This is a genomic window from Acinetobacter thutiue, assembly GCF_030385805.1.
Classification (GTDB): domain Bacteria; phylum Pseudomonadota; class Gammaproteobacteria; order Pseudomonadales; family Moraxellaceae; genus Acinetobacter; species Acinetobacter corruptisaponis.
Genome location: NZ_JAUDZE010000010.1, coordinates 1 through 14,253 on the forward strand (window position 1 = coordinate 1; position 14,253 = coordinate 14,253).

General features: G+C 45.3%; 12 protein-coding genes. 4 read left to right on the forward strand and 8 right to left on the reverse strand.

What is annotated here, in order from left to right:
* Positions 1-229 precede the first annotated feature (229 nt).
* Complete coding sequence (locus tag QTA56_RS15565; RefSeq protein WP_267981907.1) at positions 230-673, forward strand: VOC family protein; 444 nt, start codon at positions 230-232, stop codon at positions 671-673.
* Positions 674-717: 44 nt separating this feature from the next.
* Here QTA56_RS15565 and QTA56_RS15570 read toward each other — a convergent pair whose 3' ends face one another.
* The 6 genes from QTA56_RS15570 to QTA56_RS15595 all read right to left on the reverse strand — a co-directional run bounded on the left by QTA56_RS15570 (position 718) and on the right by QTA56_RS15595 (position 8,469).
* On the reverse strand, positions 718-1,071 hold the full coding sequence (locus QTA56_RS15570; protein ID WP_267981908.1) for a DMT family transporter: 354 nt from the start codon (positions 1,069-1,071) through the stop codon (positions 718-720).
* A 79-nt stretch (positions 1,072-1,150) separates the two neighbouring features.
* On the reverse strand, positions 1,151-1,636 hold the full coding sequence (locus tag QTA56_RS15575) for a DUF934 domain-containing protein (RefSeq protein ID WP_267981909.1): 486 nt from the start codon (positions 1,634-1,636) through the stop codon (positions 1,151-1,153).
* Positions 1,629-3,272, reverse strand: a complete 1,644-nt coding sequence (locus QTA56_RS15580; RefSeq protein ID WP_267981910.1) for a nitrite/sulfite reductase — start codon at positions 3,270-3,272, stop codon at positions 1,629-1,631. Before QTA56_RS15580 ends, QTA56_RS15575 begins: the two co-directional genes overlap by 8 nt.
* A gap of 172 nt (positions 3,273-3,444) precedes the next feature.
* Positions 3,445-5,847 carry a glucose/quinate/shikimate family membrane-bound PQQ-dependent dehydrogenase gene (locus QTA56_RS15585; RefSeq protein ID WP_267981911.1) on the reverse strand — a complete coding sequence of 801 codons (2,403 nt, stop codon included), beginning with the start codon at positions 5,845-5,847 and terminating at the stop codon, positions 3,445-3,447.
* Positions 5,848-5,988: 141 nt separating this feature from the next.
* On the reverse strand, positions 5,989-7,227 hold the full coding sequence (locus QTA56_RS15590) for a carbohydrate porin (RefSeq protein ID WP_267981912.1): 1,239 nt from the start codon (positions 7,225-7,227) through the stop codon (positions 5,989-5,991).
* A 123-nt stretch (positions 7,228-7,350) separates the two neighbouring features.
* Positions 7,351-8,469: a CaiB/BaiF CoA transferase family protein gene (locus QTA56_RS15595; RefSeq protein ID WP_267981913.1), complete on the reverse strand. Its 1,119-nt coding sequence runs from the start codon at positions 8,467-8,469 to the stop codon at positions 7,351-7,353.
* A 213-nt stretch (positions 8,470-8,682) separates the two neighbouring features.
* On the opposite strand from QTA56_RS15595, the gene QTA56_RS15600 reads away from it, so the two are divergent.
* A complete protein-coding gene (locus QTA56_RS15600) occupies positions 8,683-9,696 on the forward strand; it encodes an AraC family transcriptional regulator (protein WP_267981914.1) in 1,014 nt (337 codons plus the stop codon).
* A gap of 37 nt (positions 9,697-9,733) precedes the next feature.
* On the opposite strand, the gene QTA56_RS15605 is transcribed toward QTA56_RS15600, so the two are convergent.
* Both QTA56_RS15605 and QTA56_RS15610 read right to left on the reverse strand, forming a co-directional pair.
* The gene (locus QTA56_RS15605; RefSeq protein ID WP_267981915.1) at positions 9,734-10,174 is read right to left on the reverse strand and encodes an NUDIX hydrolase; all 441 of its coding nucleotides are present in this window, start codon (positions 10,172-10,174) and stop codon (positions 9,734-9,736) included.
* Positions 10,171-10,713, reverse strand: a complete 543-nt coding sequence (locus QTA56_RS15610) for an AAA family ATPase (protein ID WP_267981916.1) — start codon at positions 10,711-10,713, stop codon at positions 10,171-10,173. The genes QTA56_RS15605 and QTA56_RS15610 overlap by 4 nt, the downstream gene beginning before the upstream one ends.
* Positions 10,714-10,890: 177 nt before the next feature.
* Between QTA56_RS15610 and QTA56_RS15615 the strand changes: the two genes are divergently transcribed.
* A complete protein-coding gene (locus tag QTA56_RS15615) occupies positions 10,891-12,096 on the forward strand; it encodes an acetyl-CoA C-acetyltransferase (RefSeq protein ID WP_267981917.1) in 1,206 nt (401 codons plus the stop codon).
* Positions 12,097-12,106: 10 nt separating this feature from the next.
* The gene (locus tag QTA56_RS15620) at positions 12,107-14,242 is read left to right on the forward strand and encodes a 3-hydroxyacyl-CoA dehydrogenase NAD-binding domain-containing protein (protein WP_267981918.1); all 2,136 of its coding nucleotides are present in this window, start codon (positions 12,107-12,109) and stop codon (positions 14,240-14,242) included.
* Positions 14,243-14,253: the final 11 nt, after the last annotated feature.

Here is a 14,253-nt window from a genome sequence, read left to right on the forward strand (position 1 = left end):
TGCTGAAAAGCTATAACCTGATAAGTAATGTTGAACAACTTTCAGTTTTAATGCTTTGCTGTATTTAGCCATTAAAAAGCACCCTTCAAATTAGACTAAGAGTGTCCAACTTTCGGGGTGCAGTTCATGATGCAGGATTTTTTATTTTCATACTTACAAAAAATAATGCACCCCATCTAAAAATCCCGATAAGTTATGCTGTGTATAAAAAAACAACAAGGAGATACCAATGCAACTCAACCATTATCTAAATTTTAAAGGACAGGCCGAACAGGCATTCATTTTTTACCAGTCTGTGTTTGGCGGTGAATTTGCCATGATTAGCCGCTATGGAGACATGCCACCAACTGAGGGAGTTATACTGTCTGAAGCGGATAAAAGTTTAATCCTGCACGTTTCCTTACCGATCAATGAATTTACGGTCCTTATGGGATCAGATGTCAACGATCAGTTTTGTGCACCAAATAATGTGTTTACGCTGGGAAATAACCATTATATTTCGATTAATCTTGAATATGATGAAATGGAAGCACGACGTTTATTTAACCAGCTTTCAGTACATGGCCATATTGAAATGCAACTGGAAAAAACTTTCTGGGGTGCACTCTACGGTGCATTTACCGATCAGTTCGGGATAAAATGGATGGTCAATTGTCAGCTTGAAAGCATATAAATAACAGAATAAAGACTTCATCGAAATAATTTTTTGATGAAGTTCTAAACATCAATATTTGAATATTGTGCAATAATCATTAAGCCCATGGTAATAAAACCAATTCCAATCCATCCTGCCAAATCAATGTGCTGCCCTAGAAATACCTTTGCCAACGCGGCTGTCGCGATTACCCCAATTCCCGACCAGAGTACATAGAGAATACCCGCCTGCATATATTTCAAGGCGATGGCAGCACAAGTAAAAGAAACGATATAGAGAACCAAAGCGATGCCCTGATCAAGCTTATTGACCAGTCCATTGCCTTTGGCTGAATAAAAAGTGGAAAGCACATCAGTTGCAATGGCGAATAACAGCCAAATTACTCCAGGATTTATTTTTGAAATTAGTGTCAACATTGTTGTTCTTCAATTTATTGGATTCAATCATCATCAATAAAAAAGCTGAACCGTAGTTCAGCTTTTGCTTTCAGGATACTTACGCACCTGTTTGATAACTGGCTTGTGGCACTGCGGTTGAAGCCTGATAAGGATGGGTAAAATCCTGAAGTCCAGCAGCCGCTTCGTGAATGTCCTTGCCCTCTTTGACAACAAAGGTATCAAAGCCAGAACGTTTTAAATAGTTTAAAACATCCTTAAACACATCACCCACTGCACGTAATTCACCCTGGTAGCCCTGACGGCGTAATAACGCAGCAAAAGAGTAGCCACGACCATCACCAAAACCAGCAAACTCGATGAAGATTGCATCCAGTTCATTTAATGGAAATTGATGGGTTTCAGGTGAATCATTGACCGTGATATATAAAGCCTTTTTACCTTGTACCTGTGTCAACTGATCCAACTGTGCAGTAGTTAACAGCACATCACCTTGAGGAATCACACCATCTTCAGCAATCACTTGATAGCTATTGTCTGCAATTGTGCCATCTTTAGAAAGCACTTGTAGCGATGTATTAAGCATAAGCACGCTCCTTAAATGGCTGAATGCCAACACGGCGGTAAGTATCGATGAAACGCTCACCCTCAGTACGCAAGTCAAGATAGGTATTGAGAATTTCTTCAATCACATCAGGAACGGCATCCGCAGCAAACGATGGCCCCAGGATATCACCTAAAGAGGCATCATGATCAGCATGACCACCCAAAGTAATTTGATAGAACTCAGCACCTTTCTTATCGACACCCAAAATACCAATGTTACCAACATGGTGATGACCACAGGCATTCATACAGCCTGAAATATTCAGGTCAAGTTCGCCCAAATTATAGATGGTATCTAAATCTTCAAAACGGCGGCTGATGGCTTCTGAAATTGGAATGGATTTCGCATTTGCCAATGAACAGAAATCACCGCCTGGACAGCAGATGATATCAGTGATAAATCCGATATGCGCGCGTGCCATGTTGTGATGTTCAAGTGTTTGCCATAATTCAAACAAGTCTTTTTGTGGCACATCCACCAATGAAATGTTTTGTTCGTGTGTGGTACGGAACTCACCAAAGGTGTATTTATCTGCCAAGTCAGCAATTAAATTCATTTCTTCAGTGGTGACATCACCAGGGGCAACGCCTGCACGCTTTAGAGAAATCGTCACAATACGATACCCTTTCACTTTATGTGCATTGGTGTTGACGTTAAACCATTGCTTAAATTTTGGATGTTCAGCAAACAGTGCTGAAAAATCCTGATCTTCCAAATCCTGATAGTTGAATGGTGTAAATTCTTCATCCAGCTTTTTCAGGATTTCAGGCTGAATCTTTAACGCTTCACGTGTGTATTCAAATTCAGCCTCAACTTTTTCAGCAAACACGGCAGGCGTTAAGGCTTTTACTAAAATTTTGATACGGGCCTTATATTTGTTGTCACGACGGCCATGCAAGTTATAGACACGTAAAGTTGCTTCAAGATAAGCAATTAAATCTTCACGTGGTAAAAATTCACGGATCACACTGCCAATGATTGGGGTACGCCCCAAGCCACCACCAACCATGATTTTATAGCCCATTTCGCCCGCTTCATTGCGCACGATATACACACCGATATCATGGAACGCTGTTGCGGCACGGTCTTTTTCTTCCAAAGCAGACACGGCGATCTTGAACTTACGTGGCAGAAATGCAAATTCAGGGTGGAAAGTACTCCACTGACGAATCAATTCGCAGGTTGGACGTGGGTCTGCAACCTCACCTGCCACCACACCTGCAAACTGGTCAGTGGTGGTATTACGAATACAGTTACCAGAGGTTTGTACTGCATGCATTTGCACAGTTGCCAGTTCAGCCAGGATATCTGGTACATTTTCCAATGCAGGCCAGTTCAACTGAATGTTTTGGCGGGTAGATACATGGGCATAGCCACGGTCATATTCAGTGGCAATCTCAGCAATTTTTCTGAGTTGTTTGGTATTCATCAAGCCATACGGCACAGCGATACGGAGCATCGGCGCATAACGTTGCACGTACAAACCATTTTGCAAACGTAATGGACGATATTCGTCTTCGGTCAGTTTTCCTGCTAAATAGCGTTCTGTTTGATCACGGAACTGGGCAACACGTTGGTTGATCAGTTGTTGATCGAAATCCGTATATAAATACATGGCGTATGGCTAGTCATTCATTATAAAGGCGGATAGCATAACGAGCTTTTATTCATCAACAAAATGCTTTTTTTGCATATTTAATAACGGTTTTATTGATAAGCCTGTCTTAAACCACAAAAAGAAAAAGCCCAGACGAATCTGGGCTTTTCAACATAATGCCTAAATGAAACTATTTCTTATCTGGCAATGCATAGGCAACCACATAATCACCCATTTTGGTGCCGAATGAACCATGTCCACCCGCCATAATCACCACATATTGCTTGCCATTGATTTCATAGGTCATTGGAGTCGCCTGTCCACCCGCAGGTAGACGTGCTTCCCATAACTTGTCACCATTGGTCACATTAAATGCACGGATGTAGTTATCCTGGGTTGCTCCCACAAACATCACATTGCCCGCAGTCGAAATTGAACCGCCCAATCCTGGTACACCAATTTTCACTGGTGGCAATTGGAATAGATTTGGCAAGCTGTCACGGATGGTACCAATCCGTTTTTTCCACACGACCTGATGTGTTTTTAAATCTACACCAGCGACAAAGCCCCAGCTCGGCTGTTTACATGGCAATCCAAACGGTGACAGGAATGGACTGATCTCCACGCCATAAGGTACGCCATACATTGGTTGTACACCTTGCTCCGTCCCCGCACCCTTGGCAGTTTGCGGACGGTTTGGGTCAGCAGGAATTAAACGGCTGACAAATGGCAAGCCAATCGGATTCATTACAGCGACCTGACGGTCCGCATTCACCGACATGCCGCCCCATTCAAACACACCGAGGTTACCAGGGAATACCAGAGTACCATTTTCAGATGGTGGCGTATAAATGCCATCGTAGTTCAGGCGTTTGAATTTCACACGACACATCAACTGGTCAAACATGGTGGCACCCCACATATCCTTGTCCGTTAATTTGTCTTTTGGTGCCAGATTCAGGTCTGAAAATGGTTGGGTTGCTGAATAGTGTTCACCCTTGGTTTGAGGCCCCCATTTCACAGTTTGAGGCACTGGTCTTTCATTAATCGGCACAATCGCCTGACCTGTACGACGATCCAACACAAAGGCATTCCCTGTTTTGGTCAGTACATAAATCGCTGGAACGGTCTGACCTGATTTGTCCTGCACATCCGCCAAAGATGGCTGGGATGGTACATCCATATCCCACAAGTCATGATGGGTGGTCTGGAAATGCCACACCAGCTTACCTGTGCTGGCATTGATCGCCAGCATCGAGTTGGCATAACGCTCTTTCAACTCAGTACGGTCCCCGCCCCAGATATCAGGTGTACCCACACCTGTTGGTACATAGACAATGTCCAGTTTTGGATCATAAGCCAGTGGTGCCCACGCATTTGGAGAGTTGTTGACAAAGGTGGTATCCTGACCTGGCATGGCATTGGGATCGGCTGCACCTGTATCAAACACCCACAACAATTTGCCTGTGTTCACGTCATAGCCACGAATCACGCCAGATGGCTCTTTATTAGAATAGTTGTCGGTGACAGAACCCGCAATCACCACGGTTGTACCAGAAACCACACCTGGTGAAGTCGGGTTATAACCACCTGGATAGGCGTAAGGCATAAATTCCTGTAGGTTCACTTCGCCATTTTGACCGAAATCAGAACATGCCTTACCTGTATCTGCATTCACCGCCACTAAACGGCCATCATTGACAGGGACAAACACTTTACGAGGACATTCAGTAGAGGTCGATTTCTTGGTCTGCAAGCTGGTTGCAAACTCAGTGGTATTGGCCGCATCGTAGTACATCACCCCACGACAGGTTAAGTGCTGGAACGTTTTATCGGTTTTGAGTTTTGGATCAAAACGCCATTTTTCCTTGCCTGTGGCAGGGTCGATGGCAATTAAATGTTGGTGTGGCGTACACATAAACATATTGTTGCCAATCTTGATGGGGGTCACCTGATTGGTGGTTTCGCCCGAATCATTATCCGTTCTGAAATCACCTGTACGGAATGTCCACGCCACTTTCAGGTCTTTGACGTTTTTGTCATTGATCTGGGTCAGTGGCGAATAACGCTCACCCCCCTGACTACGCCCGTATGCAGGCCAGTCTTCAGGAGCAACCCCCTCCATCGCTTTTACCTGTGCAGGTTGTGGGGTTTGAATCACTCCGTTGATTTCCTGTGGATCATTAAAGATTGAGTACACCATCACCACAATCGCAATCGCCAGCGTAGATGACAGTGCCACCTTGCTTGAGGTCAGGTTATCAATGCCTCGTGTGACCGCAGGAATCAGCAACCACAATCCCAGAATCCCTAAAATATCAAGTCGTGGCGCGAGTGCCCAGAAGTCGGTGCCGACTTCCCAGACACCCCAGACAATGCTGCCCAGCATCAGCAGGGCATATATCCATAACGGGCCAGAGGCGCGTTTATAAAGTTGTACTGCCACCACCAGCAACAGCACACCTGCAATCACATAATAAAAAGACCCACCAATTGCTGCGAGCCAGATACCGCCAATGAGCAGGAACAGTGCAATGACGGCAAGGATAATGACCGTCAAGGTTCTAAGCCCAGATTTTGCAGATTGATTCATACGATCACCTTGCATCTTTTGTATTTAGAGATCGATGAAACGAATGATCAATCCGCTTCATCGTCGAGTTCAAATTACAAGGGCAATGTTGCAGATGCCATCCAGTGACCTGACTCCATCTGCAACATTGCCAGTGTAGAATTAGAAAATGGTCTGAAATTTAATTCCACCGACCCAGGTCTTGTCGCCATCTTTGAGGGCACCGACATGGTGGACATATTGAATATTTGGACGAACCGTCAGCCAGTTGGTCGCATGAATACCGTAGTACAATTCAGTGTTGTATTCTTCATCCAGTAAGGCATTGACCTTATCATTGGCATGAATACGAGCCACACCCAAAGCCAGTTCATCCTGTGGACGCTGGGCCAGCAAGCCTTTATAGACCAGACCAACATTTTGCATGTCTTTTACGGCGTTGGTCTTTGAGTCATGAACGGTGACATTTACAAAGCCACTTAAGCCGCGATCTGACTGTCCATCACCCGTAAGCTGTTGCCTAGCGGTAAACCAGCCGCCCTGTTTATGTGCTGTTTTGGCTGGATTGGCAATTTCTGCTGCATCAGCCGTGCTGTAGTAATAGCCAATACGGTATTCACCTGAAAGCGCCTGTGGCCCTAGTTTAGGTGTCCACACCAACTCTGCGGGGATAATTGCGCCTTTTGAGCCATCAGTGCTGAGATAGAAACCCTTACCACGCTGCAAATTGTCAGGGTTATATTCATAGGCCCCGATTTGTGCATAAAGGTCTGGCTGGAGATTGTATTTAACCCGCAATGCCCACTGGCTGACAGGCCAGTTATACCATTGGTCACCGACCCAGTTACCCACTTGTGAACCACATAAAGCCAAGTTCTGGAAATCACAGTCAAAGCTGTTGAAATCCTCACCCTCGCCAAAACGCCCGACTTTAATATCTAAAGCTTGATCTAAAAATTTCTTCTTGATCCACAAATCAGTCAAGCGCCAGGTTTGACCACGCCCCCAGACTTCCTGAGCAGAACTTAAATGCCCTTGTAGGCCATCTGCGGTTTGGGAAAGCGATTGTCCATCACGATAAGTCACGGTGACCTGGGCTTCGGTATCTTGCCAACCCAGAATTTTATTGAGGTCAAAATGTGTGCCTAAAGCCAGTTGTCCTGTATATTCACTGCCGTGGCTGGAATGCTGTTTGGAGTCCAGAACCCCTGCAAATTCACCTGTGTAATCCGCAGAAAAGTTGTAACCCTGTTCTTGCAACGCAGTGCGTTGACCGTTCCAATCCCCAAACAGCCATTGACCATTCGGGTCAAATGCTGAGGCTGCCTGAGTGTATTGGCTAAAAAGACTCAATGATAGAACGGATAAACAAGAAACAACCCATGATTGAGAGATTGTCATGTTTACGTAACCTTTTATGTTTTTGTTATAAAAGGTTACGCTGATTTTGAACGGATTGATTTATTCAAAATGTTAAGGATATGTACAGTATTTTAACAATTAGTGATTAAATACACATATTTTCTACCACTTGCCCTCACCTAGTCCCTGCCCGATAAAGTTGTACTTCATTTGAGAACGGGAGAACTTGATTGGGCAAGCCAACTGAGGCTCGGTCTGTTCTGAGTTTTCAGACAATGGCACATCAACCACCCAGCCACGCTGTTCCGCCATTGGTGAGGTCAGTGCCTCATCCAGACTTAAGACAGGCTCGACACAAATATCAAGGCTTTGGAATAGATGCTGCCATTCAGCAAAATCCTGTGATTTAAACTTGTCCTGTAATGCCTGTTTGACCGCCTGACGATCTTCAGGGTCAAAAGATGCACCTTTTGCCAACAGGATTGGTAAATCCAGCGCAGCCGCCAAACCTGCCATAAACTGGGGTTCCAGACTGCCTACAGAAAAATGGCGACCATCTTTGGTTTCATAATAATCATAGAAACTGACGCCATTCAGCATTCCCTGCTCAGGTCCCTGAGGGGTTTGCCCTGCCAGACTTGCAGAAGCCGCCATACTGTTGAGGCTAGCCACACAATCGGTCATGGAAATATCAATATATTGCCCCATCCCACTGCGCTGACGCTCCACCACAGCCGCCAGAATACCAATTACCGCATGCAGTGAACCACCTGCAACATCGGCAATCTGGATACCCAATGGTGGTGGGCCACTATCCTGACGACCACTATGACCAGAAATCCCCGCTAATGCCAAATAGTTAATGTCATGTCCTGCCCGATCTTTATAACTGCCTGTTTGACCATAGCCTGTAATTGAACAGTAGATTAAACGTGGATTGATCTCTGCCAGCGTGTCATAGTCCAAACCTAAACGGCGCATCACGTCAGGACGGAACTGTTCAAGCAGGATGTCAAACTCGGAAATCTTGTTCCTGATCAGTTCAATATTGGCTGCATCTTTTAAATCGAGTGCAATCGACTGCTTGTTGCGGTTTAAATAACTATGGGCTGTCGCCTGTCCATTGGCATAGGGTGGCATAATTCTCACAAGGTCTGGACGTGTCGGTGATTCAACATGGATCACTTCTGCACCCATGTCCGCCAGGTACATGCTGGCAAATGGTCCAGGCAACAACGTTGAAAAATCCAGAACTTTCAATCCCTTTAAAGCGGTTGGCATAATAATTTTTACTCAGTTTGTTTAAATTTTCTTTTATACTAGGTTTGGATAAACACAAAAACAATGTCATGTTCAGCCATTTACCTTGATAGTTTCGGCAATTTAACATGTACTGAATGAGCAATTATTTTTCTTGTCAATTGCCCAACTTGATATTTTAGACGGTTATTTAGGTCAATTATCGTGAACAGTAAAGAAACTGAAGGATTCAATATGAGCCGTGATACGATCAGCATCCACTTCGTGAATGCGGCTTTAACAGGTGTAAAACGCCTCGGCATGGACGTGGAAACATTACTTTCACATGTCGGCATAGAAGCAGAATTGCTGCGCCAGCCCAAGGCCCGAATCTCCCCAGAGCAATACACCCGCTTCGTTAAAATGTTGTGGATGGTGACGCAGGACGAACATGTGGGCTTTGATGTCCAGCCACGCCGTCTGGGTACGTTTGCTATCATGTGCCAGTTAATTATCCACTCCAAAACACTTGGACAGGCACTGGAACTCTCCTCCCAGTTCTATAAACTGTTTGGTGATGAATGGTCGGTAAGTCTGGAACGTGACAAGCATGAAGCCCGTCTGGTTCCACATATTCCCAAAGCTCTGGACCCTGATCACTTCATTACTGAAAGCATGCTGATGATCTGGCATGGTCTGGCTTCATGGCTAATTGAACGTCGCCTGCCACTGGAACGTGTCCATTTTGGCTATCCACGTCCCAACCATGCCGATGAATACGATGCGCTGTTCTTTGCGCCAGTGATGCAATTCGATGCGCCACGTACCGAAATTACCTTTGCCGCGGACTATCTTGATCTTCCGATCCGTCAGGATGAAAAGACCTTAGAGGAATTTTTAAAAGCTGCACCAGCGCAACTGCTGGTAAAATTCAAGAACACCAACTCGCTCACATCGCGTATTCGTGATGTGTTAAAGAGCCAGATCGGTGAGGAAATGCCGACACTGAATGATGTGGCCTCCATGCTGTATCTTTCTCCGCAAACCTTGCGTCGTCGTTTGGCTGCGGAAGGCAAGAGTTATCAAGGCGTGAAAGATGCCCTGCGTCGTGATGCCGCGATTCACTTATTGTTGACGCCAAACCTTACCCTTGAGGATGTCGCCCAGCAAGTCGGCTTTAGTGAAACCAGTACCTTTCACCGTGCCTTTAAAAAATGGACGGGCGTTACGCCTGGTTTATATCGCCAACTACACGGGCAGCATTTATAAATCACTGCGTGATAGATAGTCTGAAAGCTCAGGCTATCTATTCTGATGATTCGGCAAATAGCCATTGCTCTACCCCTTTGGGATAAACAGCATATTGATTGAGTTTGATTTTTTCTCGACTCAGCCAGCGGGCAGTATAAATAGATCCATCCGTTTCACAGCCCTGTATTTCCATGTGTTGATAAGGTTTTGAATCGGTAAATTCTGCCTCATACATAAAAACAATCTCATGTCCCTGCTGTCCATCAAAGCTAAATAAATTTTCCACTACACCTAACAGTTTTGGGTGAATGATCTGTTGATGAATTTCTTCCAAGACTTCCCTTTCAACTGCCTGTACAGAAGTTTCACCAAATTCAATTCCGCCGCCAATCGGTCTTAAATAGGTTTCATTCTTGCTGGGATCATAACCATAACACAGCAACATCTTGTCCTGATGTCGAAAAATACACAGGGCTTTTGTTCTGATCTGTGTCATTGCATTGCCTTAACTTGCTTTAGGAATGCTTCAGTCTGTTTAAGTGAAGTTAGACGAATAAATTGAATATGTTGATAGGCTGGATTGTGCATTAGGTCGAAATATTTGTTGCGGTTTTTAGGATACGACTTAATTAACCAGACAAAAATTGATTCCTTAGACAACATCAATTTTAAACTTTCCCGATTATTTGAATTTTCCCACAACTTTTTTCGGCTGATGACACGTCCCAAAGTGCGTTTAGTCAGACGGTATAGATTGATGTGAAATGGATAATCCAGCCAAATCACGGTATCCACCTGTTGCATAATCATCGGAACGGTACGGGTATAAAGACCATCCAATACCCATCCTGACGTGGCATCCTCCATCGCTGTTTTTAGTTTGGAGAATAAGGCTTCATTTGATGATTCCTGCCAATCATCCAGCCAGAGTAAATCATCCAGTTCGATATAGTGTAATTGTCGTTTTTGTGCCAGTTTTCGGGCAAGTGTAGACTTACCAGAGCCTGTAGTGCCAATAATATTAATGAATTTCATCTGAAATGCTTGCTTCAGTTATGGCGGGCCAGTTTACTAATGAAGCCGTTTTTCTGGCAAGTGATCAATTGGCGAAAAACATCAAACTTGCCAACGTTTATCATCATTGCACTGCCACTTAAATTGAGTACACTCGATGCACAATGATTTTAATTCAAGGCAATACAAGGAACAGCTATGAGCGAGGCCTATATTATTGATGCCATTCGCACACCACGCGGAAAAGGAAAAAAAGACGGCTCATTACATGAAGTAAAACCGATCACTTTACTCACAACATTACTGAATGAATTACAACAACGCCACCAGTTCGACACCTCAAAAGTCGATGACATCGTATTGGGTTGCGTTACACCAATTGCTGATCAGGGCGGCGATATCGCCAAAACCGCAGCCATTGCCGCTGGCTGGAATGATGATGTTGCAGGGGTGCAAATCAACCGTTTCTGTGCATCTGGTTTGGAAGCTGTCAATTTGGCAGCACAAAAAGTCCGTTCTGGCTGGGAAGATTTGGTCGTTGCGGGTGGTGTGGAATCCATGTCACGTATCCCAATGGGTTCAGATGGTGGTCCGTGGGCACTTGATCCTGAAACCAACTTGAAGTCCTCCTTTGTTCCGCAAGGTGTTGGTGCTGACCTGATTGCGACTTTAGATGGCTATAGCCGTGCAGATGTAGATGCCTTTGCAGTGAATTCACAGCAAAAAGCGGCAGCGGCACAGGCAAATGGTCATTTCGATAAATCCGTTGTGCCTGTGAAAGATCATTCAGGTGTGATGATTTTAGAAAAAGATGAATTTATCAAGGGCAATACCACCGTTGAGGGCTTGGCAAAACTGAATGCCAGCTTTGAAATGATGGGACAAATGGGCTTTGATGCGGTTGCCTTACAGAAGTATCCAGAAGCGCAAAAAATCACCCATGTGCATCATGCAGGTAACTCGTCAGGTATCGTGGATGGTGCGGCAGTGGTACTGCTTGCGTCTGAAAAAGCGGTTAAGGAACAAGGCTTGAAACCACGTGCCAAAGTGCTGGCAACTGCATTGGTCGGCACAGACCCAACCATCATGCTGACAGGCCCTGCTCCTGCTGCACGCAAGGCGCTGCAAAAGGCTGGCTTAAGCATTGATGACATCGACCTATTTGAAGTGAATGAAGCATTTGCTGCCGTGGTGATGCGCTTTATCAATGAACTGAATGTTCCTGCCGAAAAAGTCAATGTCAACGGTGGTGCGATTGCAATGGGTCATCCATTGGGTGCAACAGGTGCCATGATTTTAGGTACATTGCTGGATGAGTTGGAGCGTCAGGGCAAGAAACGTGGTCTGGCAACGTTGTGTGTCGGCGGTGGAATGGGCATCGCAACAATCATTGAGCTGGTGTAAGGAGAGCAACATGAGCGCTATTAAATACGAAAAAAACGCTGACAATATTGTAATTCTTACCCTTGATTCATCTGGTCAGTCTGCCAACACCATGAATGCGGAGTTCCGTGACTCACTGGATGAGGTCAGCCAAAAACTGAAAGCTGAAACTGATCTCAAAGGCGTTATTTTCCGCTCAGCCAAGAAAACATTCTTTGCAGGCGGCGATCTGGATGAACTGATTCAGGTTAAACCCGAACATGCCACTGAATTTTTCAAGATGATTGAAAAGCTCAAAGGTGACTTGCGTAGCATTGAAACGCTTGGCGTGCCTGTGGTTGCCGCATTAAATGGTACTGCGCTTGGCGGTGGTTGGGAAATTGCCCTAGGCTGCCATTACCGTATTGCGATTAATGATCCAAAAACCAAGTTTGGTCTGCCAGAAGTGACTTTAGGCTTGCTTCCAGGTGGTGGCGGTATCGTGCGTATGGTACGCCTGCTCGGTCTCCAAAATGCGTTTCCATTCCTGATGGAAGGTAAGCAGTTTGGGGTTGATAAGGCAAAATCACTGGGTTTAGTGCATGACACCGCCGAGAATGAACAAGAGTTGTTGGACAAAGCAATTGCATGGGTCAAAGCCAATCCAAAATCGCAACAGCCGTTTGATGTGAAAGGCTACAAGATTCCAGGGGGTGATCCAAAAACTCCTGCGGTGGCTCAGGTATTGGCGATTGCACCAGCGATGCTGCGTGATAAAACCAAAGGTTGCTACCCAGCGCCTGAAGCAATCATGGCAGCAGCAGTTGAGGGTGCGCAGGTTGATGTTGATACAGCTTTGCGTATCGAATCACGCTATTTTACCCAGCTTACTGTGGGTCAGATTTCCAAGAACATGATTGGTACATTCTGGCATGGTCTCAATGCAATCAAGTCAGGTGCAAGCCGCCCTGCGGATGTTGCAAAATGGCAAGCCACTAAAGTTGGTGTACTGGGTGCAGGCATGATGGGTGCGGGTATTGCCTATTCAACTGCCATCAAGGGCATTGCTGTGGTACTGAAAGATGTGTCGGTAGAAAATGCTGAAAAAGGCAAAGCCTATTCGCAAAAGTTGCTGGATAAACGTGTTTCTCAGGGTCGTATGACCGCTGAAAAACGTGATCAAGTGCTGTCACTGATTACAGCAACAGCTGATGCGGCAGATTTGCAGGGCTGCGACCTGATCATTGAGGCTGTTTTTGAGAATCAGGAACTAAAAGCCAAAGTAACTCAGGAAGCTGAGCAGTATCTAGCTGATGGTGGTATTTTCGCATCAAATACCTCAACTTTACCGATTACAGGTTTAGCGACGGCAAGTAAAGATGCCAAGAACTTTATTGGCCTACACTTCTTTAGTCCAGTCGACAAGATGCAGTTGGTTGAAATTATCAAGGGCAAAGAAACTTCGGCTGAAACATTGGCAAAAGCCTATGACTTTGTACAGCAAATTGCCAAAACCCCAATCGTGGTAAATGACAGCCGTGGTTTCTTTACCAGCCGTGTGTTTGGTACATTCATTCAGGAAGGCATGCGCCTACTTGCTGAAGGCGTACATCCAGCCAAGATTGAAATGGCGGCACTCAAGGCAGGCATGCCAGTCGGCCCATTGGCGATTCAGGATGAAGTCTCTTTGACTTTGACTGAACACGTGGCAAGCGAAACCCGCAAAGCACTACAGGCTGAGGGCAAAGACCTGCCAAAAACCCCTGTGGATGAAGTGGTTCATACCATGATCCACGAACTTAACCGTAAAGGTAAGGCTGCGGGTGCGGGTTTCTATGAATATCCTGAAAATGGTAAAAAACATTTATGGGATGGACTCAGCCGCTGGACTAAAGACCATGATGTTTCTGAACAGGACATCATTGATCGCTTGCTCTATGTTCAGGCACTGGATACTTTACGCTGTTATGAAGAGAACGTTTTGGAATCAGTGATTGATGCCAATGTCGGTTCAATTTTTGGAATCGGTTTCGCGCCGTGGACAGGTGGCGCAATCCAGTTCCTGAACCAGAATGGTATTGAGAAATCACTCCAGCGTTCAGAAGAATTGGCTGCTCAATATGGTGAACGTTTCAACCCACCTGAATTACTTAGAAAACATGCCACATCAGGTGAAGTGTTTAAATAATACGCTTGTTC

What these genes read in the sequence shown, in the direction of transcription:
- QTA56_RS15610 (WP_267981916.1), bottom strand. Translation starts at nt 10,713, where the DNA reads ATGAAATTCATTAATATTATTGGCACTACAGGCTCTGGTAAGTCTACA.
- QTA56_RS15570 (WP_267981908.1), bottom strand. Translation starts at nt 1,071, where the DNA reads ATGTTGACACTAATTTCAAAAATAAATCCTGGAGTAATTTGGCTGTTA.
- QTA56_RS15580 (WP_267981910.1), bottom strand. Translation starts at nt 3,272, where the DNA reads ATGTATTTATATACGGATTTCGATCAACAACTGATCAACCAACGTGTT.
- QTA56_RS15620 (WP_267981918.1), top strand. Translation starts at nt 12,107, where the DNA reads ATGAGCGCTATTAAATACGAAAAAAACGCTGACAATATTGTAATTCTT.
- QTA56_RS15615 (WP_267981917.1), top strand. Translation starts at nt 10,891, where the DNA reads ATGAGCGAGGCCTATATTATTGATGCCATTCGCACACCACGCGGAAAA.
- QTA56_RS15565 (WP_267981907.1), top strand. Translation starts at nt 230, where the DNA reads ATGCAACTCAACCATTATCTAAATTTTAAAGGACAGGCCGAACAGGCA.
- QTA56_RS15585 (WP_267981911.1), bottom strand. Translation starts at nt 5,847, where the DNA reads ATGAATCAATCTGCAAAATCTGGGCTTAGAACCTTGACGGTCATTATC.
- QTA56_RS15605 (WP_267981915.1), bottom strand. Translation starts at nt 10,174, where the DNA reads ATGACACAGATCAGAACAAAAGCCCTGTGTATTTTTCGACATCAGGAC.
- QTA56_RS15600 (WP_267981914.1), top strand. Translation starts at nt 8,683, where the DNA reads ATGAGCCGTGATACGATCAGCATCCACTTCGTGAATGCGGCTTTAACA.
- QTA56_RS15595 (WP_267981913.1), bottom strand. Translation starts at nt 8,469, where the DNA reads ATGCCAACCGCTTTAAAGGGATTGAAAGTTCTGGATTTTTCAACGTTG.
- QTA56_RS15575 (WP_267981909.1), bottom strand. Translation starts at nt 1,636, where the DNA reads ATGCTTAATACATCGCTACAAGTGCTTTCTAAAGATGGCACAATTGCA.
- QTA56_RS15590 (WP_267981912.1), bottom strand. Translation starts at nt 7,227, where the DNA reads ATGACAATCTCTCAATCATGGGTTGTTTCTTGTTTATCCGTTCTATCA.